The sequence below is a fragment of the Prauserella marina genome (genome assembly GCF_002240355.1).
GTDB classification, from domain to species: Bacteria; Actinomycetota; Actinomycetes; order Mycobacteriales; family Pseudonocardiaceae; genus Prauserella_A; species Prauserella_A marina.
The window spans coordinates 6,498,212-6,521,583 of record NZ_CP016353.1 but is presented as its reverse complement, the minus strand read 5'-3'; the positions used below and the strand labels follow the sequence as shown (position 1 = coordinate 6,521,583).

Sequence of the window (23,372 nt, the reverse complement as noted above, 5' to 3'; positions counted from 1 at the left end):
TACACCTAGCCGCCCGCGAGTGCCCTCGCGAAGAACGCGAGGTTCGCGGGCCGCTCGCCGATGCGCCGGACGAAGTACGGATACCACTCGCTGCCGTAGGGCACGTACACCCGCACCCTGTGCCCTTCGGCGGCGAGCCTGCGCTGATCGGAAACCCTGATCCCGTAAAGGAACTGGAACTCGTAGCTGCCGTGCGGCCTCCCGGATCGTGCGACAAGGGTTTCCGCGATCGCGATCAGCCTCGGGTCGTGTGTCGCGATCATGGGGTAGCCCTCGCCGTCGATGAGCAGCTTGAGGCAGCGCACATAGGAAGCGTCCACATCGGACTTTCGCTGATACGCGACGTCGGCCGGCTCGGCGTAGGCGCCTTTGCACAACCGCACCCTGGAACGCGGCCCTGCCAGCGCGGCACAATCGGCTTCCGTCCGCCGCAGGTATGCCTGCAACACGGTGCCGGTCCACGGGTGGTCGACCCTGAGCTGGTTCACGATCGACAAGGTCCGGTCGGTGCTCGTGTGATCCTCCATGTCGACCGTGACCGTTGTCCCCGCGGCCTCGGCAGCCGCGCAGATCCTGCGGGTGTTGTCGAGCGCGACCTTCGGCCCGTCCACCGGCAGAGTCAGGCCCAAAGAGGACAGTTTGACCGAGACCTCGGCCCTGGCGGCGAGCCCTTCGTCCGCGATCGCGCGTATCGCCGTCTCGTAGGCGAGCACCGTCTCCGTCGCCTGTTCCCTGCTGCCGGTGTTCTCGCCGAGGTGATCGAGGGTGACGTACCTGTCGTCGGCGAGTCGCGTCGTCACCCGCAGCGCGTCGGATACCGTCGTCCCCGCGACGAACCGGTCCACGATCGGCCTGACCGGAGGAAATCCCTCGACGAGTGAGCGGCAACGCGGCGAACGCGAAGCGGCGATGATGGTTGCTCGCAACATGATTGTTCCTAACCCTGGTGTGGGTACTGGACCCGAACCGGAGGGACAAAGGTCTCCTTGATTGTGCGCGGGCTGGTCCACCTGAGCAGGTTGAGCACCGAACCAGCCTTGTCGTTGGTTCCCGACGCGCGGGCCCCGCCGAAGGGCTGCCTTCCGACGACGGCTCCCGTCGGCTTGTCGTTGACGTAGAAGTTGCCTGCCGCGAATCGCAATGCCTCGCTCGCCTTCGTGATCGCGGCCCTGTCCCTCGCGATGATCGAACCGGTCAGCCCGTAAGCCGAGCCGCCGTCGACGACGCCGAGTACCTTGTCGAAGTCGCCGTCCTCGTATACGTGAACGCCCAGTACCGGTCCGAAGTACTCGGTGCGGAACAGTTCGTGGGAGGGGTCGGTTCCCACCACGACGGTCGGCCGCACGAAGTAGCCGCTCTCCGCGTTCGCCGTTCCTCCTGCCACCACCCGCAGCGATGGCGATTCACGCACCATGCCGAGCACCCCGGAGAGCCGGTCGAAGGACTTCCTGTCGATCACGGCCCCCATGAAGTTGCCGAAGTCGGCGACGTCCCCGACAGTCAGGGAGTCCACTTCGGACGCAAGGTCGGCTTCGATGCGGTTCCACAGCGAGCGGGGAACGAACGCGCGGGACGCGGCAGAGCACTTCTGGCCCTGGAACTCGAAAGCTCCCCTCACCAGCGCGGTGCGCAGCACGTCGGGGTCCGCGCTCGGATGCGCGAGCACGAAGTCCTTTCCCCCTGTCTCACCGACGATCCTCGGATAGGTCCGGTAGTTGGCGATGTTGCCGCCCACCGTCGACCACAGACGCTGGAAGGTGGCCGTCGAGCCGGTGAAGTGGATACCGGCCAGCGCCGGATCGGCGAGCGCGACATCGGAGACCGCGAGCCCGTCGCCGGGAAGCAGGTTGATGACGCCGGGCGGGAGACCCGCTTCCTCAAGCAGCCGCATGGTGAAGTGCGCGGCCAGCATCTGGGTCTGCGCGGGCTTCCACAGCACCGTGTTGCCCATCAGCGCCGGCGCGGTCGGCAGGTTGCCCGCGATCGCGGTGAAGTTGAAAGGGGTTACGGCGTACACGAACCCTTCAAGGGGCCGGTAGTCCATCCGGTTCCAGCTCCCGTCGCCGCTCTCCGGCTGTCCCGCCAGCAGCTCGCGCGCGAAGTGCACGTTGAACCGCCAGAAGTCGGCGAGTTCGCAGGCAGAGTCGATTTCCGCCTGCAAGACGGTCTTGCTCTGGCCGAGCATGGTCGCCGCGTTGAGGGTGTCCCGCCACGGCCCGCTCAGCAGGTCGGCTGCCCTGAGCAGTACGGCGGCTCGCTCGTCGAAGGGCAATGCGCGCCATTGCGCCGCCGCCCCTAGCGCGGCCGCGACGGCGGCTTTGGCGTCTTCGGTGGTCGCGTTGGCCGTCGTGCCGAGGACGCGCGCGTGGTCGTGGGGTGCGACGACGTCGATGGGCTCGCCGGAGGGGAGGTAGTGCTCGCCGTCGACGGTCGCGGTCAGTTCGACGCGGTCGCGCGCCAGTTCGGAGAGTGTGGTCGCGATGCTCTCGCGCTCGGGCGAACCAGGGGCGTAGTCGCGGACGGGTTCATTACGGGGTGGCGGTGCACTGGTAATCGCGTCCATGTCAGCAAGCTAGGGCTCGGACGGTCCCTACGGATTGGTGATTCGGCTACCGTTGAGTCGTGGAGGTTGTTCGATCGAACAATGGCGTGACCTTGCGTCAGTTGCTTGTCGCCATCGGAAAGCCGCTGGTCGAGCTGTGCACCCCGGAGGCGGACCCCCGCGTGTGTGGCGTCGCCATCCTCGACCCCGACGACGAGCCTGGCAGTTACCAGCAGGACCTCGTGCTGGTCATCGGCGCGCGCGGCAGGGAGGCGGCCAGGTTCGTCAGGGCGGCGGCGAGGCGAGGGGCAGCGGTCGTCGCGGTCAAGGAGGCTCCGGCCGAGCTGGCGGCCGTCGCCCGCGAAGCGGGGATCGCGCTGCTCGGCGTCGCTCCGCGCATGCGCTGGGATCAGGTGGAGACAGTCGTCAGGCAGGTGCTCGACGCCGCCGCGCTTTCCGAGGGCAGCGACGAGGAGCCAGGGGACCTCTTCGTGCTGGCGCAAACGCTTGCGGCCCTGACCGGCGGCAGCGTCAGCATCGAGGACGCCGGCAACAGAGTGCTCGCCTACTCCCGCTCCGACGACGAGGTCGACGAGCTGCGGCGGCTGTCGATCCTCGGCTGGGAGGGGCCGAGGAGCTACCTCGCGCTGCTGAGGGAGTGGGGAGTCTTCGAGCGGCTGCGCTCCGGCGAAGAGGTCGTGCGCATCGACGAGCATCCCGAACTCGGCATCAGGAGGCGGCTCGCGGTCGGCATCAGGGCAGGCGCGCAGCACCTCGGCACGATCTGGGTGCAGGAGGGAAGGGAAGCGTTCGCGGACCGAGCCGACAGCGCGCTGCTCGGCGGAGCACGCCTTGCCGCCGTTCACCTGTTGCGGCACCGCAGCGAAGCGGGCAGGCCGAGAAACGAACTGGTCGCGGGGCTGCTGGACGGCAAAGCCAATCCCGATCTCGTCGCGGGTCAGCTCGGCATCGACCCGGCAGCCGCGTGCACGGTCGTCGGGTTCGCCGTCCGCGAGCGCGAGCCCGATCAGCCGGTCCACGAGCTGCACAGAGCCGACATGCTCAGCGTCGTCTCGGTGCACATGGCCTCCTACCGCAAGGGCGCGCTGGTCGGCGCTTCCGGTTCTCGCGTGTACGCCGTGTTGCCGGACGAACCTGGCCTCGCCTCGCTGGTCGCCGATGTCGCGCGAGTGCTGGAGCGGCGAACCGGGGTCAGGGTGCAGGCCGGGATCGGCTCCCCCGTTCCGACGCTGCACGAGGTGCCGGGGTCGCGCGCGGAGGCCGACAGGGTGCTCGGCGCGATGGGGGAAGCCAACGCCGTCGCGACGATCTCCGATCTCAGAGCCGAGGTGCTGCTCGGGGAAACACTCTCGTTGCTGCACGGCAACCCCGACCTGCGTGACCCCGCCGTCGCCTCGCTGGTCGCTCACGACGAGGAGCGAGGGACCGAGCTGGTGCCGACCCTGCTCGCCTACCTCGACGCGATGGGCGACGTCGGCGCGGTCGCGGCCTCGCTGCACGTCCACCCCAACACGGTGCGACACCGGATCCGCAGGGCGGGGCAGGTCAGCGGCATCGACTTCGGCGATCCGAGGGAACGGCTTTCCTGCCACCTCCAGTTGTTGCTCGCCGTCACAACGGTGACCACCTACAACGCGATTCGTGGTTGAATTTCTCCTGCAACGGCGGCGAAGGGATGGACGTGGCGAAGCTCGGAGAACTGGAGCGCGCGGTGATGGACGTGCTGTGGGCACGCCAGGAACCGGTCAGCGTGCGCGCAGTGCATGCCGCGCTCGCCGATCGCGGTCTTGCCTACACGACCGTGATGACCGTGCTGACCAGGTTGGCTGCCAAGAACGTCGTGCGGAGGGAACGCTCGGGAAGGGCGTGGCTCTACGCACCGGCGGCGAGCCGTGAGGAGTACGTCGCGGAGTTGATGCTGGAGGCCCTCGAACTCACGGGTGACAGGGGCTCGGCGCTTGTTCGTTTCGCGCAGTCGGTCACCAATGACGAGGCCGAGGCGCTGCGCGAGGCGTTGGAACGAGGCGATGAACCGTGATTCTGGTGGGGCACCAGCTCGCCGCGGCCATGGCGGCCGCGATCGTGGCGCTCTGGCTGCTGCGCAGCCGCTGGACCCACGCGCATCCGCGAGCCGCCCTGATTCTCTGGCAGATCAGCGGGCTGACCCTGGTGGTGTCGAGCGTCGGGGCGCTACTCGGATTCGGTCTTGCCCCATTCGGCAGGGGACTGCTTCCCGCCCTTGTCGATCTCCCGCTGCGGATCCACGAGCTGGATCTGTGGCACCTCACCTCCGTCGCCGCCGGACTCGGGCTCGCGGGTTGGCTGATCGCCAACCAGCTGCTGAGCCTGCGTAGTACCGCGAGGGCGCGAGCGCGGCACCGGCTGCTGCTCCAGCTCGTCGCGCGGCCGGACACCGACGCTCTCGTCGTCGATCATCCCGCCGCTGTCGCCTACTGCCTTCCCGGCCGCACGCCGCGCATCGTGGTCAGCGCGGGGGCAAGGCAGCTGCTGACCGCCGAGGAGTTGGGCGCCGTACTCGCGCACGAGCAGGCACACGCTCGCGAGCGGCACCACCTCGTCGTCGCTCCGTTCCAGGCTCTGCGCAGGCTGCTGCCGAGAAACAAGGCACTGATCAAGGTGTGTTCGACGATCGAATTGCTCGTCGAGATGTGCGCGGACGACAGGGCGGCGAGGCAGCGGGGAAGGGAGCCGTTGGCGAGCGCGCTCGAACGGTTCCACGCGAACGGTGCCGGTGGCACGCCTGCCGGTGCGCTCGCGGTCTCCGACACCGCCGTACAGGCCCGGATTCGCAGGCTGCGCGAACCGGCCGCGTTCGGCTTTCCACCGGCGTGGCCGCTTGCCTGCGTGGTAGTGCTGACGGCGCTGGGAACGTCGGCTTCGCTTTTCGCGGTCCCGCTCTGAGATTTACTACACCTTGTAGTAAATTCTCGTCATGGATTTCGTTTACGACGCTCTCGTCGTTCTGCACCTGCTTGGTATGGCTGGCATCGTCGCCGGTCTCGTGGTGCGTGCCAGCGCGCCGACCGGCCCCGGAACCAAGGTCATGCTCTACAGCGCCGGTGCACAGGTGCTCACCGGTGTCGCGCTCGTCGGGCTCGCCTCCTCGGGGGTCGCCGGCAACGAGCCCGACAACACCAAGGTCGCCGTCAAGCTCGTGATCGCGATGATCATCCTCGTGCTGGCGCTGATCATGCACAGGAAGCCGCGGAGCGGCAAGGGGCTCTTCGTGACGACGGCGGTGCTGACCGTCGCCAACGTGGCTATCGCGGTGTTCTGGTGATCCCGGCGGCCGTGCTCGGGTGCGTCTTGCGCAGCCACAGCAGGCCGACGACAGGCAACACCAACGGAATGAACAGGTAGCCCATCCCGAAGTTGGACCACACCGCGGCGTCAGGGAACGCCGCGGTGTCGAACACGCTCAGCGTTCCGACGATGAGTACGCCTGCCAGTTCGACGGAGCACGCGGCGAGCGCGACTCGCCACCAGCCGATTCCCTTTCGGGCAAGCGCGAACGTGGCCAGCAGGTACACGACCGCGGCGAAAGCCGAAAGCACGTAGGGAAACGGTGCCTCGTCGAACCTGGTCGCGATCTGCACTGCCGCGCGGGAGGTCGCGCCGACGGCGAAGATCGCGTAGATCGCGATGAGTACCCTGCCAGGGCCGCTCGCCGTCGCGGGCTGTTCGTCGGCGGTCTGGTTCGCTTCCTCAGGCACTCGCGCCACCCCAGACCTCCGACATCCTGAGAATGAGCACCGGCACGGTCACGCAGGCCACGCCGAGAATCGCCGTGGCCGAACGCGTGCGTTCGGCCAGAGCCCACACCGTCGCGATCGGCAGCACAAGCAGCGAACCGACGAGGTAGGCGATGAAGGTGACCATGTTGCCGGGCCGATCGCCTCCGATGAGCAGCACGACCGAGATCACCACCTGCGCGAGCAGTAGTACCTCGATGACCGCGAGTCCGGTCAGCAACGGTTTCTTCGGCGGGCGGTTTCTGGCGACGAGTACGAAGGCCCACGCCGCGACGGCCAGCGAGCACAGCGCCACGGCGACGGCATATCCGGTGATCACTGGTCCTCCACAACGCTACTACTACCCGTAGCATACGGGGCCGGTCGACGTGGCCTTGGGCAGGGCGCTCGCCACTACCGTGATGGCGCGCTTTGCGATAGCCGTCCGCCGTCGCCTTTTCGGGTAGTTGGCACGGGGCAGGGCTGAGCTGCCCACCTGGCTTTTCGTCGCCGGGTTCTCAACCGGGTGAGGCCGGTGAAAACCTCCGCTCACGCACAGCGCAAATACCGATGGGTAACGACAAACCCAGCCTCCCTTTCAGCCCAGCCGAACCGCTGAACTGGCGGATTGGCGGCCCGAGTCCTTCGTGGGGAAATTACCGGTGGCCGGTCGATGATGTGAACGAGGGACGGAGGAAAATCGTGGACCCTCGTTACGAGGAATTCTGCGTCGCGGACCGGACTTTCTTCGCCGAACCAGGTGAGGCCGATGATGGCTTACCCGAGTTCTCGCGGGTTGCCCCAGTTCCGGAATCGGGGTGGTGCTCGTGGGAGTCCGGAGCGTGGCGCACGCTGCTCCCCGACGCGGTCCGGCTTCCAAGTCAAGGCTGGAAAATCCACGTTTCGGCAACACTCGACAACGCGGAGAGCGTGCTGTCCCGCGTTCACCGATACTGCCTACGGCGACGAGTCGCCTTCAGACACCTGCGGAACAAAACGATTCTGCTCACCAGGAACGCGAAATACGCGCCGAGAGAGTCGAGCGGAAAGCTGATCACCATATATCCGGTGGGAGCCAACGCCTTCGCACAGATTCTCGCCGAGCTCTCCTCCGAACTCGAAGGAGAGCGGGGGCCTCGGGTGCTGAGCGATCTCCGCTACGGCGACGGCCCGCTTCACGCGCGCTACGGCGCTTTCCCCAGGCCGGGAACGAGCACGGACGCGGTCGTCAGCAAACCCGATGGCACCGTTGTCGCCGACCTCGTCGTCCCCACCTTCTCCGTGCCGGAGTGGGTCGAGGTGCCCCACTGCCTTCGCCCGTATCTCGCCAGGCGAACCCGAGGAGACGAGTTTCCCTTCCGCGTCACCGGTTCGCTGCACTTCTCCAACGGAGGCGGCGTCTACCGCGCGCAGCGGCTGACCGACGACGGGGACGTCGTACTCAAGGAAGCGCGGCCATACGCCGGGCTCGATGCGGAAGGGACCGACGCCGTATCGAGACTGCGCAGGGAACACGCCGTCCTGAACCTGCTCGCCGGAATCGACGGCGTCCCCGGCGCGCACGGTCTCTTTTCCGCGGACGAGCACCTATTTCTCGCGATGGACGAGGTCGCGGGCGAGCCGCTTTCCGCATGGCACGCCACCAACTATCCGTTGACGAGGGCAGCGGCGACCGAGCGGGACCTGGCCGACTACGCGACGAGAGCGCATCGCGTCGTCGACGCGGTCCGCTCAGTGCTCGCCGACATCCACCGTCGCGGCATCGTCTACGCCGACCTGCATCCCGACAACGTCCTGGTCGCCGAGACCGGCGACCAGGTCGCGGTGTCCCTCGTCGATTTCGAACTCGCCTTCCCCGCCGACGAACCGGGGCGGCAAGCGCTCGGCGCGCCTGGCTTCCGCGCTCCCGCCGACAAGTTCGGTTTCGAGATCGACGACCACGCGCTCGCCTCGCTCGCGCTGTGGCTGTTCCTCCCCGTCGCTCCTGTTCTCGAACTCGCGGCCTCCCGGATGGGCACACTGACCGAACTGGCGAGGCGGCGCTTCGACCTTCCGCATGCCGCGTTGCCGACGCCCTCGTGCGCGCGGAGCGCGACGGCCACCGCGCTCGACGCGGCCGAACCTGACTGGAACGACGTCACGGAGCGCGTCGCCGATGCCATCGTCGCCAGCGCGACTCCCGCGCGTACCGACCGGCTCTTCCCCTGCGACATCGCGCAATTCCGGCTCGGTGGTAGCGGCTTCGGGTACGGAGCCGCCGGGGTGCTCTACGCGCTCGACGCGGCAGGTTTCGGCAGGTACCCCGAGTTCGAGGCGTGGTTGCTCGACGCGCTCGACCGGAGCCCTCCTCGGCGAGCGGGCTTCCTCGACGGGGCGCACGGAATCGCGCACGTACTCGCCGGGTTCGGCTACCGCGAGCGGGCCATGGACCTCGTCGACGCCGCAGAACCGCTCGTGGAATCCCTTGAAAAGAACGGGAATCACGGTTTCGGGACCGGTCTCGCCGGGATCGGGCTCAACCTGCTTTTCCTCGGCAGGGTGGACGAAGCGGAGCGCATCGGGAGCGGACTCGCTGGTCGCCTCGCCACGGCGAGCACCAGGGTGAGCACGTTCGCGGGCGCGGGACTCAGCCGGGGCTGGTCGGGGCCCGCGCTGTTGTTCGTCTCGCTGTTCGAGTACTCGGCCGACCCAGTCTGGCTCGACCTCGCTGAGGCCGCGATAGAGCGTGATCTCGGAGAATGCCGTACCGCCTTCGACGGATCGCTTCGGGTTTCCGATGGCGCCAGCCGAACCTTGCCGTTTCTCGGCGTCGGTAGCGCGGGTATCGCGATCGCGATCGAGCGGCTCGCGCTCCACCGCCCCCACGCGCGGTGCCTCCGGCTGCTGCCCCGCCTGTTGCTCGCCTGCCATGCCGAGTTCTCGGGAAGTCCCGGGCTTCTCGGTGGCGCGGGTGGTCTCGTCGTCGCGCTCGCCGCCGAACAGCGCAGAAGGGCCGATCCGGAACTCGGCGAGACGATCACGCGTCGCCTGGCCGGTCTCGCGTGCTACGCCGTGCCGTTCGGGAACGGCGGAATCGCCTTTCCCGGCAACGGATTGCTCCGGCTATCGATGGACCTGTCGACAGGCGCCGCGGGCGTACTGCTCACCATATCCTCCACTGTGGACGTCCGTCGGCCGGTGTTTCCTTTCCTGGGCGCCCAGGTGGGAAGAGCGGACCTCGTGCCGGTCCACTGATTCCGACGACGAGCAGGCTAGGAGGGCGGGGTGAGCGACCGGCGCGAAGCGGGACTGCTGCTGCTCACGGTGCTTGCCGCCGCGGCGACGCTGGTGACGCCCTACGCGCTGTCCGCTGTCGCCGACGCCGTCGTCGCCGGTGAGCTGAACTGGTCGCGGCTCGGTGCGCTGCTCGCGGTCGGAGGCAGCCAGCTCGGCGCGTCCGCAGCCGCGACGCTGCTCGCTGCCGGGATCACCGCGACGATGACCGCCCGGTTGCGCAGGGGGCTGACAAGGCAGCTGTGCGGGTTCGGGACCGCATCGCCGCCAGGGATCGGCGCGGCGCGGCGCGGGTTCACCACGGACTGCGCGACAGCGGGCTCGCGGCCCGCTCTCTTCGCCGCGCTTGTCTCAGCCGTGCTCGTGTCCTCTGGTTCGCTGGTGCTGCTCGCGATCCTCGACTGGAGGCTGCTCGGCGCCTTCGTGATCAGCGTGTTGTTCGCGGTTCCCCTCGCCGCGAAGGCGCGCCATGCTCTCGATGCCGAAGACTCGGGTGAGCACCGTCCGGCGAGCGAACTCTCCGCGCTGCTGCGCCACGCCGTCGCCGGACTCAGGACGATCGCGGAAAGCGGCATCGCCGAACACGAGGCCCGCCGAGTGCTCCGCCCGTTGCCGCTGATGCACACCGCCGGTGTCGAAAGGTGGCGCGCGGCGGCCCGCGCGACCTGGCCAGCCCGACTCGCGTTGCCGCTCACCTGCCTCGCCGTGCTGTGCGCGGCTGGATTCGGTGTCACGGCGGGCAGACTGACCATCGGCGAACTGCTCGCCGCGTGCTGTTACGCGGCGCTCGGGGCGAGCTTCGTGCCGCGAATCGGGCTCGTCGGCGAACTCAGGAGAGCCAGGTCGAGTGCCGAGCGCGTCGCCGAGATCCGTGCGAGCCCCGCGCCGATGGCCGGGACCGCGAAACTGCCGCCTGGCAAGGGAACGATCGCGTTGCGCGGCGTCAGCGTCGGTACGGTGCTGCGAGAGGTCGACCTGACGGTGCGGTCAGGCAGTGCTGTCGCCGTCGTCGGCCGCTCGGCGGTCGGCACGGAGGCGCTCGCGGGCGTGCTCGCGGGGCTTCGTCCCGTCGAAACGGGCGAGGTGCTGCTCGACGGGGTCCGGATGGCCGAACTGGCGCCGGCACAGTTGCGCGCCGCCATCGGCTACGCGCCCACCCGGCCTCGGCTGGTGGGTACGAGCTTCGCCGACGCGATCGCGTACGGAAGCTGGGCCGGTTCGCGGGCCGTCGACCGCGCGTGCGCCGCGGCAGGGGTCGGCGGTCTTGTCGCGAGGCTGCCCTAAGGTCACCACACTTCCTTGCGGCACCTGCCGTTGTCCGAAGAGGAGACCCGACGTATCGGGCTGGCGAGGGCGATCGTGCGTGGTCCGCGCGTGCTGATCGCCGAGCGGGGAACCGAAGATCTCGCCTTCCGTTCACTGCGGGGAAAGACCAGGGTCGTGGTGACGGGCAGCGCCGCGACGGCCGAGTCCGCCGACGTCGTCGTCTGGCTCGCGCACGGAAGGGTGCGAGCCGTCGCGAAACACGAGGACCTGCTCGCCGAACCCGCCTATCGTGCCGTCTTCGCCGAAGGCGGACCACGATGAGGCTGTACCTGAGGACGATCGGCGAGCGGTGGCGAGCACTGCTCGTGCTGCTCGGCTGCTCCGTGATCGAAGGCGTTCCCGCTTTCGCGACCGGATGGCTTGTCGAGCGTGCGGTGAGCGAAGGCTTCCAGCAGGGAAGGGTCGCGTTCGGAATCGGCGTGCTCGGGGTACTTCTCGCGCTCTTCGGGGTTGGCGCGCTTGGCTCGCTGCTGGTGTTCAGCAGGCTGGGTTCGGTCGTGGAGCCGCTACGTGACGTGCTCGCGGGCGCGGTCGTTCGCGGTGTCCTCGGCGTGCGGGCGCTGCCGAGGTGCCGCATCGGCGAACCGGACGTGCCGGGGATTCTGCTGCGGATCGAAGACGTCAGGCAGGCGACCGGGCGCCTGCTCGGCGAGATCAGAGGGCTCGTCGTCACCGGGGTCGCGGCGATGGCAGGGCTTTTCGTGTTCGCGTGGCAACTGGCGTTGATCGTCGTCGTGCCGGTGCTGTTGTCGTCGGTGATCGTCGTGCTGTCGATGCCGAGATCGCTGGCCAGGCAGCAGGACCTTGCGCTGGCTCAGGAGCGGGCGGAACGATCCGCCGCCGACGTGTTCGCAGGCATGCGCGACGTCGTGTCGTGCGGGGCGGAAGCTTCGGCGGCGGCAGGTGTGTGCGCCGATGTCGACCGATCCGAACGAGCGGCCATCGCCGTCGCGCGCATGGCGGCCGTGCGGGCTGTCGCCGTCGGTTTCGGCCTGCTCGTCCCGTTGCTCGGGGTCGGATTCGTGGCACCGGGCATGGTCGCGGAAGGTCGGCTCACGCAAGGCGCCGCTTTTGGTGTGCTGTGCTATCTCGTGCTGGGAGTGTTGCCTGCCTTCAACGGACTCGCTACGACGAGTGGAACCACGGGGAAGCTGTTCACCGCGCTGCGAGGACTCGGCGGTGGAGGCAAGCCCGACCCGCTGCCTGCCGGATCCGTCGCTCCCGGGCACGCGGGCATCAGTCTGCGCGGGGTGACGTTTCGCTGGGGACCGGATGCCGAGCCGATCGTCGAAGGGCTGAGCCTCGACCTCGTTCCCGGCGATCGCCTGACGGTCGTCGGCGAGAGCGGGCTCGGCAAGTCGACGTTCGCGGCGCTGCTCACCGGACAGCTCGAACCGCAGCGGGGAAGGGTGCTGCTCGGCGGCGAACCGGTCAGCAGGATCGCGCCTGCCGAGCGGCACCGGATCGTCGGCTACCTGCCGAGTGAGCCGTACCTCTTCGCGGGTTCGGTGCGGGAGAATCTGACCGTGTCCTCGCTGTCGGCGGGGTCGGTGACGGATGGCCAGTTGCTGGTCTCCGTCGCGGCGGTCGGCGCGGGTGAGGTCGTCGAACGGCTCGGTGGGTTGTCCGGCGAGGTCGGCCACCGGAATCGCGGCCTTTCGGTCGCTGACGCGCAGTTGCTCGCGCTGGCGAGGTTGTACGCGAGCCCGGCGAAGGTGGTGGTGCTCGACGAGGCGACCTCCTGCCTGACAGCCGAAGCCGAGGCGCGAGCCGAAAGGGCGTTCGCGGCGCGTGGCGGAACCCTGGTGGTGATGACGTCCGGGCCGGGTCCGTCGCCGAGGCAGGGCAGGGTCCTGGTGCTGGGAACGGAGCCAAAGCACCACGCCGACATCCGCACTCAGGACGCCGAGATCCCCGCCCGGGACGCCGAGATGCGCATTCGAGCGCACGACAGTGACGAACCGGAGGTCGAACACCCGATACCCAGGCAGGCGCGCGGTCGCGGGGAGCGCGAGACCCGACCGGCTTCAGCCCATGCGGACCGGGTCGCTGGAACCGATGTCCCGCTCGGCAAGCAGCCTTGAGCACCGGCGCTCAGTCGACGACGAGCGCTTCGAGTGAGGCGCGAAGCCGGCCGGTGATCTCGACGGGGCGGCGACTCGTCCTGTCGACGAACACGTGCACGAAATGACCTTCGGCGACCACTTCCGACCGGTTCGCGCGGTGTATTCCGATTTCGTAGCGAACACTCGATCGGCCCAGTTTTCCCACGCGCAGGCCGATCGCGAGCTTCTCGGGGAACTCGACGGCCGCGAGGTAGTTGCAGTGCGATTCGACACACAGACCGATCGCGTCGCCGGTGTGAATGTCGAGTCCGCCTTCGGTGATCAGCCAGTCGTTGATCACCGTGTCCATCAACGAGTAGTGGACAACGTTGTTGACGTGCCCATATACGTCGTTGTCCTTCCACCTGGTCGGAACCAACTCCCAGTGAGCGTAAGTCACGCTTCGAATCTAGCTGTCCACTCTGAGTTCTTGGCGCACCGCCGGGCTATCGGGTAGCGTCCGGAAGGTAGGTATTGCTCAGTAAGTCCGCTCAGCAGAACGGAGTCAACCCCCCGGCGGCGCCTTCCATAGGAGCTCGACCAAAATTTGATCCAAAGGCCGATGGGGGTCGGCCCTAGGTCGTGTCCGACAAACCCGTAGCCTACTGCGCGGGGCCAGCGTGCCCCCTCGCCGCGTTGTCGGAAAGCCCGAGTACAACCCGGTACGAGGACTTCCCTCCGCCTTGCGAGGAACCACGCTGATCCCCGCTCGCACGGCAGAGGTTCATCAGACACGACCTAGCCGCGAGTACGGCTCATCCAGGTGTCAGAAGCGGGGCGCTCGTCCGTGCGTACGGGACGGGGCGCCAAAATTGCTGCGCCCGTAACCCGCGAGACGCACGTACCTCACCAAGCCCCGACGACAACGCCAAGAACAGCCGAAACCCTGAGGTGTCCATGTCTGCTTCGCCGTCCCCGACAGAATCGCGACCACGTCGTCCGAAACCCATGATCTCCGGGCGGACCTCGCTTCCGGAGCACGTCACGGTCAAAGCGTTCGTGATCGTGCCGCTCGTCGCGGTGGCTGTGGCTGTTCCCTTCGCCTGGGGCTGGGGTTTGAGCTGGATCGATGTCGGGCTCGGCGCCTTCTTCTTCGTGATCAGCGGCTTGGGGGTGACGGTCGGGTACCACCGGCTGTTCACGCACGGCTCTTTCAAGGCCAACCGCGCGCTTCGAGTCGCGCTCGCCATCGCGGGAAGCTTTGCCGCGCAAGGTCAGGTCACCACATGGGTCGCGGATCACCGGCGGCACCACGCCTTCTCCGACAGGGCGGGCGATCCACACTCGCCGTGGTTGTTCGGTACCGGACCGAGGGCGCTTGCGAAGGGATTCTGGCACGCGCACATGGGCTGGCTGTTCGATCGCGAGGTCACCAACTCGCAGCGGTTCGCCCCCGACCTCCTTGCCGACAAGGACATCAGGATGGTCGACAGGCTCTTCCCGCTGTGGATCGCCATGAGCCTGCTGCTGCCGGGCATCGCCGGTGGCTTGATCACCTGGTCGGTGTGGGGCGGCGTGACGGCGTTCTTCTGGGCGGGTCTGGTGCGAGTGGGCTTGCTGCACCATGTGACCTGGTCCGTGAACTCGATTTGCCACATGATCGGCGAGCGTCCCTTCACCAGCAGGGACAAGGCCGCCAACTTCTGGCCGCTGGCGATCTTCTCGTTCGGCGAGGCGTGGCACAACCTGCACCACGCCGACCCGACCTGCGCGCGGCACGGTGTGTTGCGTGGGCAGATCGACATCTCGGCAAGGGTGATCTGGCTGTTCGAGAAGCTGGGGTGGGCGCGAGACGTCCGGTGGCCGACCTCGGCGCGACTCGACCGTCTCGCCACGGCGAAGTAGCCGCGCGAGTCCCCCGCTCAGACCGCCGACTTCTGCACTCAGGCCGGCGAGTTCCGCACTCGGCCGCGCGAGTTCCCCGTCCAGGTCGGCGAGTTCCGCACCCGGACCAAGCTGCCCGGACCGAGTCACCTAGCCGCCCGGCCGCCCGGCCACACCCGACACCCACTCCGGTCAAAGACGGCTCCATTCCGGTTGCAACCCCCTGCAACTCCTTCCCAGCAGCGCCCTTCGGTAGTGCCATGGGAGTCACACGTCGATGGTGACGTGTGACACACCGTGGAGGTGATTGTGGGCGCGCGTCCGGTGACGGTGGGAGTCGTCGCGAACCCGGCTTCCGGGCGAGACATCCGGCGTCTCGTCGCCCAGGCTTCGGTGTTCCCCACCGCCGAGAAGGCCAACATGGTTCGCCGCCTGCTCTCGGCTTTCGCCTCGGTCGGCGTCGGCAGGGCGTTGCTGTCCACGGATCTCGGCGGCATCTCGGCCGCCGTACTTCGCGCATTGCGCACGAGGCGCCCTGAGCGCGAAGGCCCGTGGCCGCTCGTCGAATTCTGCGACGAGGATCCCTTGACCGGCACTGCCGACGACACCACCAACGCCGTGACCAGGATGGTCGCCGCGGGTGCCGAACTGATCGTGTGCCTCGGAGGCGACGGCACCGCTCGCGTCGCGGCAGGCGCGTGCGGAGATGTTCCGCTGCTCGCGCTCTCGACCGGCACCAACAACGCTTTCCCCAAGATGCACGAGGCGACGGTGGCCGGGCTTGCCGGTGGGCTCGTCGCCACGGGAGCGATCACCACCGGCATCCGCCGCGCGGGGTTGCTCGAAGTGACGGCGGGTGATCGCACCGAGCCCGCGCTCGTCGACGTGTGTACCTCGACCGCCCGGCATGTCGCTTCGCGGGCACTGTGGGATCCGACCTTGCTCGCCGAACTGTTCTGCACGTTCGCCGAACCGGATGGGATCGGTCTTTCCAGCGTCGCGGGCCAGTTGTGCCCCAGTCCGCGCGACGAGCCGACAGGAGTCGCGTTGACCTTCGCTCCGCCGGAAGAGGCGGCGTGGGTCGTGCACGCCCCGATCGCACCCGGCCTTGTCGTGCCCGTCGGTGTTCGGTCGTGGCGCCGGTTGCCGGTCGGCGAGCGAGTCGCGATCGGAGTCCCGCACGGGGTGATCGCCGTCGACGGGGAACGGGAACTGGAGCTGAGCGGCGATACGGCCGCGACGGTGCGGTTGAGCGAGGAGGGGCCTCGGTGCGTCGACGTGGCCGCGGTACTCGCCGAAGCGGCGCGCACCGGATCGCTTCGCACGGAGCAAAGCCAGTCGCACCGGCGGCTCGGCGAAGAACTCAGCGCACTGTGAGCGAGGAAGGAGCGTCACCGCGATGACGGATACCTTGTCCGACAAGTCAACCAGCCCTCACGGGGAACTCGGCGAAAGCGCACTGCTCGACGCCTACCGGACGATGCGCACGATCAGGAACTTCGAGGAACGGCTGCACGCCGAGTTCGCGACCGGCGAGATCGCGGGTTTCGTGCACCTCTACGCGGGTGAGGAGGCATCGGCCACCGGCGTGTGCATGCACCTCGACGAGCGCGACACCATCGCAAGTACGCACAGGGGCCACGGACATTGCATCGCGAAGGGCGTCGACGTCAAGGCGATGATGGCCGAGATCTACGGCAGAACGACCGGTTCGTGTCACGGCAAGGGCGGCTCGATGCACATCGCCGACCTTTCGAAAGGAATGCTGGGTGCCAACGGGATCGTCGGCGGCGGTCCTCCGCTGATCTGCGGAACGGCGCTCGCGGCGAAGAAACAGGGAACGGGCGGCGTGGGTGTCGCGTTCTTCGGCGACGGCGCGAGCAACCAGGGAACGACACTCGAAGCGCTCAACCTTGCCTCGGTGTGGAATCTGCCCGCGATCTTCGTGGCCGAGAACAACGGCTACGCCGAAGCGACGGCGAGCACCTGGTCGGTCGCGGCCGACAACATCGCGGACAGGGCCGCCGGGTTCGGCATGCCGGGCGTCATTGTCGACGGCTTCGACTTCTTCGCGGTGCACGAGGCGGTCGGAGAGGCGATCGAGCGGGCGAGAGCGGGCGGCGGCCCGACGCTTGTCGAGGTCAAGTTCACCCGCTACTTCGGACATTTCGAGGGAGACCAGCAGACCTATCGTGCCGACGAGGTCGCGAAGGCGAGGGAAAACCTCGACTGCCTCAAGCGGTTCAGGAAGCGGGTCACCGAAACCGGGCTACTCAAGGAAAGCGCATTGGACGAAGTGGACAGTTCGGTCGCCGAGTTGATCGACGTCGCCGTAGACGAGGCGAAGGCCGCTCCCAAACCGGGCACGGCCGATCTGGAAACCGACGTGTACATCACCTACTAGGGAGGCAGGCGACATGGCACGCACGATCAGCTATCGCGAGGCCATCGGCGAGGCTCTCGCGCAGGAGATGGAACGCGACGAGTCGGTCATCGTCATGGGTGAGGACAACGCTGGTGGAGCAGGCGGCCCCGGCGATGAGGACGCGTGGGGCGGTGTTCTCGGTGTCACGAAAGGACTTTTCCACCGGTTTCCTGGCAGAGTGCTCGACACGCCGATCTCCGAGTCGGCCTTCGTCGGTGCCGCCGTCGGAGCCGCGACGAGTGGGATGCGTCCCGTCGCGGAGCTGATGTTCATCGACTTCATGGGAGTCTGTTTCGACCAGATCTTCAATCAGGCGGCCAAGTTCCGCTACATGTTCGGTGGCAAGGCGAAGACACCGGTGGTCATTCGCACGATGTACGGAGCGGGATTGCGGGCGGCAGCCCAGCATTCGCAGGCGCTCTATTCGATTTTCACGCACATTCCCGGACTCAAGGTGGTCGTGCCTTCGAGTCCGTACGAGGCGAAGGGGCTGATGATCCAGTCCATTCGCGACGATGATCCCGTCATCTTCTGTGAGCACAAGGCGATGTACGACGTCACCGGAGAGGTTTCGGAGGACAGCTACTCGATTCCGTTCGGGGAGGCCAATGTCGTCAGGGACGGATGCGACGTGACCGTCGTCGCGATCGGCAGGATGGTGTCGGTCGCGGAAGAAGCGGCGAAGACCCTTGCCGATTCGGGGATCGAGGCCGAGATCATCGATCCTCGCACGACGAGTCCGCTGGACACCGAGACGATACTGGAGAGTGTCGAGAACACCGGCAGGCTCGTCGTGGTGGACGAGGCGACGCCGCGATGCAACATGGCCACCGACGTCTCCGCGCTCGTGGCCAAGGAGGCGTTCGGCTCGCTGAGGGCGCCGATCGAACTGGTGACGGCGCCGCACACTCCGGTGCCGTTCGCCGATTCGCTCGAAGATCTCTACATCCCCGACGCGCAGCGGGTGACCAACGCGGTCAAGAGCGTCGTCGAGTGGAAGCGGTGAGCATGGACGACGTCATCCGGAAGGTCGTCATGCCCAAGTGGGGGCTGTCGATGACGAGCGGGAAAGTCACCGAGTGGGTCGCCGAGGAAGGTGCGGAGGTCGCCGACGGTGACGACCTCGCCGAAATCGACACCGACAAGATCGCCGGTGCGCTCGAATCCGCCGACGAAGGGGTGCTGCGCAGGATCATCGCAAGGGTCGGCGAGGACGTGCCGGTGGGAGGGACGATCGCGCTCATCGCCCCCGCCGAGGTACCGGAGTCCGACATCGACGAGGCCGCGCGAACCGCGCGTGAGGAACTGGACTCCGGCGCCGTCGAGGAGGTCGCCGGCCCGGTGACCGGGACTTTCGACGTCGATGGAGGGAGCATCGCCTACGCGACGCTCGGTGAAGGCAGCGAGCCGGTCGTGCTCGTCCACGGCTACGGGGGCGACAAGAACTCGTGGCTGTTCGTGCAGGAACCACTGTCGCGGGACCGCGCGGTGCATGCCATCGACCTGCCTGGACACGGTGAGTCGGGCAAGGATGTCGGGGACGGCTCTCTCGCCGTGCTCGCGCGGGCCGTACTCGGCTTCCTCGAAGCGGCGGGTATCGAGAAAGCGCATCTCGTCGGCCATTCGCTCGGCGGTGCGGTGATCACGGCCGCCGCCGCGACGGAGCCAGAGCGGGTCGCCTCGCTGACGCTGGTGGCGCCAGCGGGGATCGGAACCGGAATCAATGCCGACTACCTGCGTGGATTCGCTGCGGCGACGTCGAGAAGGGAGCTCAAGCCGCACCTCGGCGCGTTGTTCGCCGACCCCGCGCTCGCCACGAGGCAACTCGCGGACGACCTGATGAAGTACAAACGGATCGACGGCGTGGACAAGGCGCTCAACTCGCTGCTGGCAAACCTGCTCGACGGCGAACGGCAGGGCATCGACATCACGGCGACATTGTCCGAAGTGGAGGTACCGGTCGGCATCGTGTGGGGAAGCCAGGACGCGATCATCCCGCCCGCCAACGTCGGAGACCGGCCGGATGTCACGGTCGTCGAGGACGCGGGACACATGGTCCACATGGAGCAACCCGGCGCCGTCGTCGCCGCGATCGGCCTCCTCGTCACTCCGCGGAGGTGACGAGGAGGGTTCCCTACCGGCACCAGGCTTGCGACACTGGTCAGCGTGCGCAGGGAGCACCTTGAGGCAGCGGTGCCGGTGGGGACCGACCCCCGGCGGCACGCGCGAGTTCTTGCCCAGGTGCACGAAGCGGCGCTGACCGGTGCCTCGCCGTGTGCTCAGCCGAGACCGGTCATCGGGGCGTCGTGGCAGCGGATGCGCAGGCTCGGGCTCGATCCGGATCATGGCGCGGACGGCCTGCTGCTCTCGCACGCCGAACTGGAGGCGCGCCGCAGGGAAAGCGGGCTCGCCGACGCGCTGCCGATCCTCAGGGGCGGTTTGATCAGCGTCGCGGAAGAGGCCGCGCACATCATGGTCGTCGTCGACCGCGAAGGCAGCGTCCTCTGGCGGGACGGCAGCACGTCGGTGCGACATCGCGCCGACCGGCTCGGTTTCACCGAAGGTGCTTCGTGGCACGAGAACAACGTGGGGACCAACGCGATCGGCACCGCGCTCGTCGCGCGCAGGGCGATGCAGGTGTACTCGGCTGAGCATTACGTGCGTTCGCACCACGCCTGGACGTGCGCGGCGGCCCCACTGCACGATCCGAGGGACGGCAGGCTGCTCGGCGTCGTCGATCTGTCGGGTCCGGCGCCGACCGTGCACGCGACGACGCTCGCGCTCGTGGACGCCGTCGCGAAGCTCGCGGAAGCGCGGCTGCGCAACACCCACCTCGCCGAACTGGAGAAACTGCGCTCGACCACGCTCACCGTGCTGTCGAGGGTCGGGGGTCGCGCGCTGATCACCGACCCGCACGGCTGGGTCGCCGCCGCGTCGGGTCTCGGCGCGATCGACAGGGTCGGTTTGCCGTCGTCGACCTCCGCGGGGAGCGCGTGGCTGCCTTCGCTCGGCGCGTGTCACCTCGAACCGGTTCCTGGTGGCTGGCTGGTGCGACTGACCGACGACGAGGCGGTACCCGGCGAATCCATGCGCGCGGTGCTCGACATACGTTCCAGCCCCGCATGCGTACTGACGGTGACCGGGCCCAGCGGCACCTGGTCCTATCCGCTGAGCCCGAGGCACGCGGAGATGCTGTACGTGCTGGCCAGCCACCGGGATGGCCGGTCGGCGGCCCAGCTCGCGCTCGATCTGTTCGGTGATCCGGCGCGGACGGTGACCGTCAGAGCTGAGATGTCCAGGTTGCGCAGGCAACTCGGCACGATCCTCTCGCGGAGGCCGTACCGCTTCGCCGACGACATCGACGTCGCGCTCAGAAAGCCGGATTCGGCCGAACTGGTGTTACCGCACTCGACGGCCCCCGCGATTCGCGGGACTTAGGTCGTGTCTGATGAACCTCTGCCGTGCGAGCGGGGATCAGCGTGGTTCCTCGCAAGGCGGAGGAAACGTCCTCGTACCGGGTTGTACTCGGGCTTTCCGACAACGCGGCGAGGGGCCACGCTGGCCCCGCGCAGCAGGCTACGGGTTTGTCGGACACGACCTAGCACCACGCTCGCGGTTCACGGTGTTCACTGTATTACGGCCCCGGCACGATCTTCGCGCCGTCGGCGGAGTCCGTGGCTGACGTCGAGCACACTCGGCTACGGTCGTGCGGGTGCTGAGACTGGGTGGAGGAACGCGATGACGAGCACCGTGACCGGTCGCGGTCCCTCCGTGCCCCCGACAAGGCCGAGGCGTGAACCGCGCCCCACCCGGTCCGGCGTCGGCTGGCTGCTGGAGTTGCCCGCGAACGCGGTCCGTCGTGTCGCCCGCTCCGCGAAGGCGACACCGGGACGGCTGTCGCTCATCGCGACGGGGCTCATCGTGCTCGCGCTGGTCACCGGCCTCGTCGGCACAGCGTCGGTGCTGAACCGCGACAACACGATCAACGCGCTGATCGATCACAGGGAACCGCTCGCAGCCGCGGCGCAGGAGGTCTACGGTTCGCTCTCCGACGCCGACGCGACGGCGGCGAGCGCCTTCCTCTCCACCGGTACCGAGCCGCCCGAACTGCGGGAACGCTACGAACTGGACATCGCGCGAGCAGGTGCCGCGCTGGCGAAGGCCGCATCGGATTCGGGGAGTGTTCCCGAGGCCGCCGAGCAGGTCGGCATCCTCAGCCAGCGGCTTCCCGTCTACACGGGACTGATCGAGACGGCGCGCGCCAACAACCGGCAGGGCTTTCCCTCCGGCGCGGCCTACCTTCGTGAGGCATCGGAGCTGATGCGGTCGCAGCTTCTGCCTGCGGCGCACCGGCTTTACGAGATCGACGCCCAGCGGCTCGTCGACGAGCAGGACACCGCTTCCGGTGTTCCGTGGCTGACCGCGGTACTCGTTTTCGGTCTGCTCGCCGCGTTGATCGCGACCCAGATCCACCTCAAGCGCAGGACCAACAGGGTCTTCAACATCGGCCTGCTCGTCGCCAGCATCGCCGTCGGGCTGTCGATCCTGTGGGGCGCCGGTGCGCTGACGGTACAGAGCGTGCTGGTCAGCAGCGGGCGAAGCACCGGAACGGAACAGGCTGACCTGCTCGTTCGGGCACGAATCGCCGCGTTGCAGGCAAGGGCCGACGAGACACTGACACTGGTGGCTCGCGGCGGTGGCGAGAGCTACGACAAGGAGTTCGGCGAGCTGTTCGGCCAGTTCGCGGGAGAGGACGGGCAGGGAGGACTGCTCGGCGAGGCGCGCCGCGGCGCGGAGGGTGGCCCCGAGACCACGCACATCGCTTCCGCGGCCAACCACGCGACGACCTGGTTGAGGGCCCATGGCGAGGTCCGCAGGCTCGACGACTCCGGCAACTACGCCGAGGCAGTCGGTCTCGCCATCGACGGTACTGACGAAGAGGGAGCGGCGGCGGCCTTCAGCAGGGTCGACGGGGATCTCGTCGCCGCGATCGGCGTCGCGAGACAGAGCTTCCTCGACGAGACGACGAACGGCTCGCGCGCGCTGACTTTGCTCGCGCCAGGCTTCGCCGTACTGGCAGCCATCGCGGCGCTGGGAACCACGTTGGGATTCAGGGAACGCTTGCGGGAGTATCGCTGATGAACAGGAAAACCCGGTGGACTGTCCTCCTCGCCGCGACGGCCGCGCTCGTCGCGGGATGCGGATCGCCAGGTGCGCCCGTCGATCCGGCTCCCGTCGAGTCGGTGCAGCGCCCGATGCCGCCCAACGCCGCCGAGGAACACGATGTCGACGGCGGAGGCTCGACGAACGACGGCTGCAATCCCGCCGCGAGCCTCGGCCCGAGCGGCAACGTTCCCTCCGGATCCACAATGGACGAGATCAGACAGCGCGGCTACCTGATCGTCGGTGTCGACCAGAACACCTTCCTCTTCGGATTTCGCAATCCCACGACGGGAAAGCTCGAAGGATTCGACATCGACATCGCGAAGCAGGTGGCCAAGGAACTGCTCGGAGACCCCGAGGCGGTGCAGTTCAAGGCGATCAGTTCGGCGCAGCGGATTCCCACCCTGACCGAAGGTCAGGTGGACATCGTCGTCAGGACGTTCTCGATCACCTGCGAACGTCTTGAGGACATCAACTTCTCGACTGTCTACTACGTCGCGGGACAGCGGGTGCTCGTCAATAAGGACTCCGATGTGGAGGGTGTCGGCGACCTCGGTGGCAAACGGGTGTGTGCGAGCAAGACCTCGACGTCGCTGCCCAACGTCGTTCAGGCCGCGCCCGAAGCGTTGCCGATTTCGGTCGACGACTGGTCGGACTGTCTCGTGATGTTGCAGCAGGGCCAGGTCGAAGCGGTGTCGACGGACGACACGATCCTCGCTGGAATGGCCGAACAGGACCCGACGACCAAGATCGTCGGCGACCGGTTCACCGACGAGCTGTACGGCATCGGCATTCCCAAGGAGAACACCGACATGGTGCGGTACGTCAACTACGTGCTCGACAAGGTGCGCGGAGGCCCGTGGCAGGACAGCTACCGAACCTGGTTGCTCGACCGGCTCGGTTCCGCTTCCCCTCCCCGCCCCGAATACCAGTGACACCCT

21 protein-coding genes are annotated in these 23,372 nt (G+C 67.9%); 16 read left to right on the top strand and 5 right to left on the bottom strand.

Annotated features, from left to right (window positions below; genetic code table 11):
• Positions 1 to 5: 5 nt before the first annotated feature.
• Positions 6 to 929: a proline dehydrogenase family protein gene (locus BAY61_RS30265; RefSeq protein ID WP_091805585.1), complete on the bottom strand. Its 924-nt coding sequence runs from the start codon at positions 927 to 929 to the stop codon at positions 6 to 8.
• An 8-nt stretch (positions 930 to 937) separates the two neighbouring features.
• On the bottom strand, positions 938 to 2,563 hold the full coding sequence (gene pruA, locus BAY61_RS30260; protein ID WP_091805583.1) for an L-glutamate gamma-semialdehyde dehydrogenase: 1,626 nt from the start codon (positions 2,561 to 2,563) through the stop codon (positions 938 to 940).
• A 59-nt stretch (positions 2,564 to 2,622) separates the two neighbouring features.
• Between pruA and BAY61_RS30255 the strand changes: the two genes are divergently transcribed.
• The 4 genes from BAY61_RS30255 to BAY61_RS30240 are packed head-to-tail and all read left to right on the top strand — an operon-like array spanning position 2,623 to position 5,864.
• Positions 2,623 to 4,212 (top strand): PucR family transcriptional regulator, encoded by a 1,590-nt coding sequence (locus BAY61_RS30255; RefSeq protein ID WP_245865573.1) that lies wholly within the window; start codon positions 2,623 to 2,625, stop codon positions 4,210 to 4,212.
• Between the two features lie 26 nt (positions 4,213 to 4,238).
• Positions 4,239 to 4,601, top strand: a complete 363-nt coding sequence (locus BAY61_RS30250; protein WP_091805577.1) for a BlaI/MecI/CopY family transcriptional regulator — start codon at positions 4,239 to 4,241, stop codon at positions 4,599 to 4,601.
• A complete protein-coding gene (locus tag BAY61_RS30245; RefSeq protein ID WP_091805574.1) occupies positions 4,598 to 5,485 on the top strand; it encodes a M56 family metallopeptidase in 888 nt (295 codons plus the stop codon). Before BAY61_RS30250 ends, BAY61_RS30245 begins: the two co-directional genes overlap by 4 nt.
• 31 nt (positions 5,486 to 5,516) lie before the next feature.
• A complete protein-coding gene (locus BAY61_RS30240) occupies positions 5,517 to 5,864 on the top strand; it encodes a hypothetical protein (RefSeq protein WP_091805571.1) in 348 nt (115 codons plus the stop codon).
• On the opposite strand, the gene BAY61_RS30235 is transcribed toward BAY61_RS30240, so the two are convergent.
• Together BAY61_RS30235 and BAY61_RS30230 are read right to left on the bottom strand one after the other, a co-directional pair.
• Positions 5,845 to 6,297, bottom strand: a complete 453-nt coding sequence (locus tag BAY61_RS30235; protein ID WP_091805568.1) for a hypothetical protein — start codon at positions 6,295 to 6,297, stop codon at positions 5,845 to 5,847. The genes BAY61_RS30240 and BAY61_RS30235 overlap by 20 nt on opposite strands.
• The gene (locus tag BAY61_RS30230) at positions 6,290 to 6,655 is read right to left on the bottom strand and encodes a hypothetical protein (RefSeq protein WP_091805565.1); all 366 of its coding nucleotides are present in this window, start codon (positions 6,653 to 6,655) and stop codon (positions 6,290 to 6,292) included. The genes BAY61_RS30235 and BAY61_RS30230 overlap by 8 nt, the downstream gene beginning before the upstream one ends.
• 338 nt (positions 6,656 to 6,993) lie before the next feature.
• Here BAY61_RS30230 and lanKC point away from each other — a divergent pair, with 338 nt between their 5' ends.
• The 4 genes from lanKC to BAY61_RS30210 are packed head-to-tail and all read left to right on the top strand — an operon-like array spanning position 6,994 to position 12,998.
• Positions 6,994 to 9,549: a class III lanthionine synthetase LanKC gene (gene lanKC, locus BAY61_RS30225; RefSeq protein ID WP_342749598.1), complete on the top strand. Its 2,556-nt coding sequence runs from the start codon at positions 6,994 to 6,996 to the stop codon at positions 9,547 to 9,549.
• Between the two features lie 30 nt (positions 9,550 to 9,579).
• On the top strand, positions 9,580 to 10,872 hold the full coding sequence (locus tag BAY61_RS30220; RefSeq protein ID WP_091805558.1) for an ABC transporter ATP-binding protein: 1,293 nt from the start codon (positions 9,580 to 9,582) through the stop codon (positions 10,870 to 10,872).
• Between the two features lie 15 nt (positions 10,873 to 10,887).
• Positions 10,888 to 11,175 carry a hypothetical protein gene (locus tag BAY61_RS30215; protein WP_091805555.1) on the top strand — a complete coding sequence of 96 codons (288 nt, stop codon included), beginning with the start codon at positions 10,888 to 10,890 and terminating at the stop codon, positions 11,173 to 11,175.
• Entirely contained in the window at positions 11,172 to 12,998 is a 1,827-nt protein-coding gene (locus tag BAY61_RS30210) for an ATP-binding cassette domain-containing protein (RefSeq protein WP_091805552.1), read from the top strand. The genes BAY61_RS30215 and BAY61_RS30210 overlap by 4 nt, the downstream gene beginning before the upstream one ends.
• Before the next feature lie 10 nt (positions 12,999 to 13,008).
• On the opposite strand, the gene BAY61_RS30205 is transcribed toward BAY61_RS30210, so the two are convergent.
• Entirely contained in the window at positions 13,009 to 13,419 is a 411-nt protein-coding gene (locus BAY61_RS30205; protein ID WP_091805550.1) for an acyl-CoA thioesterase, read from the bottom strand.
• Between the two features lie 548 nt (positions 13,420 to 13,967).
• Here BAY61_RS30205 and BAY61_RS30200 point away from each other — a divergent pair.
• From BAY61_RS30200 to BAY61_RS30165, 8 genes are all read left to right on the top strand, one after another.
• Positions 13,968 to 14,864: an acyl-CoA desaturase gene (locus BAY61_RS30200; RefSeq protein ID WP_420848807.1), complete on the top strand. Its 897-nt coding sequence runs from the start codon at positions 13,968 to 13,970 to the stop codon at positions 14,862 to 14,864.
• 288 nt (positions 14,865 to 15,152) lie between these two features.
• The gene (locus BAY61_RS30195; RefSeq protein WP_245865572.1) at positions 15,153 to 16,220 is read left to right on the top strand and encodes an ATP-NAD kinase family protein; all 1,068 of its coding nucleotides are present in this window, start codon (positions 15,153 to 15,155) and stop codon (positions 16,218 to 16,220) included.
• Between the two features lie 22 nt (positions 16,221 to 16,242).
• Positions 16,243 to 17,247, top strand: coding sequence for a thiamine pyrophosphate-dependent dehydrogenase E1 component subunit alpha (locus BAY61_RS30190; RefSeq protein ID WP_091805543.1), 1,005 nt, complete (start codon positions 16,243 to 16,245; stop codon positions 17,245 to 17,247).
• A gap of 13 nt (positions 17,248 to 17,260) precedes the next feature.
• Positions 17,261 to 18,274, top strand: a complete 1,014-nt coding sequence (locus tag BAY61_RS30185) for an alpha-ketoacid dehydrogenase subunit beta (protein WP_091805540.1) — start codon at positions 17,261 to 17,263, stop codon at positions 18,272 to 18,274.
• Complete coding sequence (locus tag BAY61_RS30180) at positions 18,262 to 19,389, top strand: acetoin dehydrogenase dihydrolipoyllysine-residue acetyltransferase subunit (RefSeq protein ID WP_245865571.1); 1,128 nt, start codon at positions 18,262 to 18,264, stop codon at positions 19,387 to 19,389. The genes BAY61_RS30185 and BAY61_RS30180 overlap by 13 nt, the downstream gene beginning before the upstream one ends.
• Before the next feature lie 45 nt (positions 19,390 to 19,434).
• Positions 19,435 to 20,706, top strand: a complete 1,272-nt coding sequence (locus BAY61_RS30175) for a helix-turn-helix domain-containing protein (RefSeq protein WP_091805533.1) — start codon at positions 19,435 to 19,437, stop codon at positions 20,704 to 20,706.
• Between the two features lie 300 nt (positions 20,707 to 21,006).
• Entirely contained in the window at positions 21,007 to 22,407 is a 1,401-nt protein-coding gene (locus BAY61_RS30170) for a hypothetical protein (protein ID WP_091805530.1), read from the top strand.
• Positions 22,407 to 23,366 carry a glutamate ABC transporter substrate-binding protein gene (locus BAY61_RS30165; RefSeq protein ID WP_091805528.1) on the top strand — a complete coding sequence of 320 codons (960 nt, stop codon included), beginning with the start codon at positions 22,407 to 22,409 and terminating at the stop codon, positions 23,364 to 23,366. The genes BAY61_RS30170 and BAY61_RS30165 overlap by 1 nt, the downstream gene beginning before the upstream one ends.
• Positions 23,367 to 23,372 lie beyond the last annotated feature (6 nt).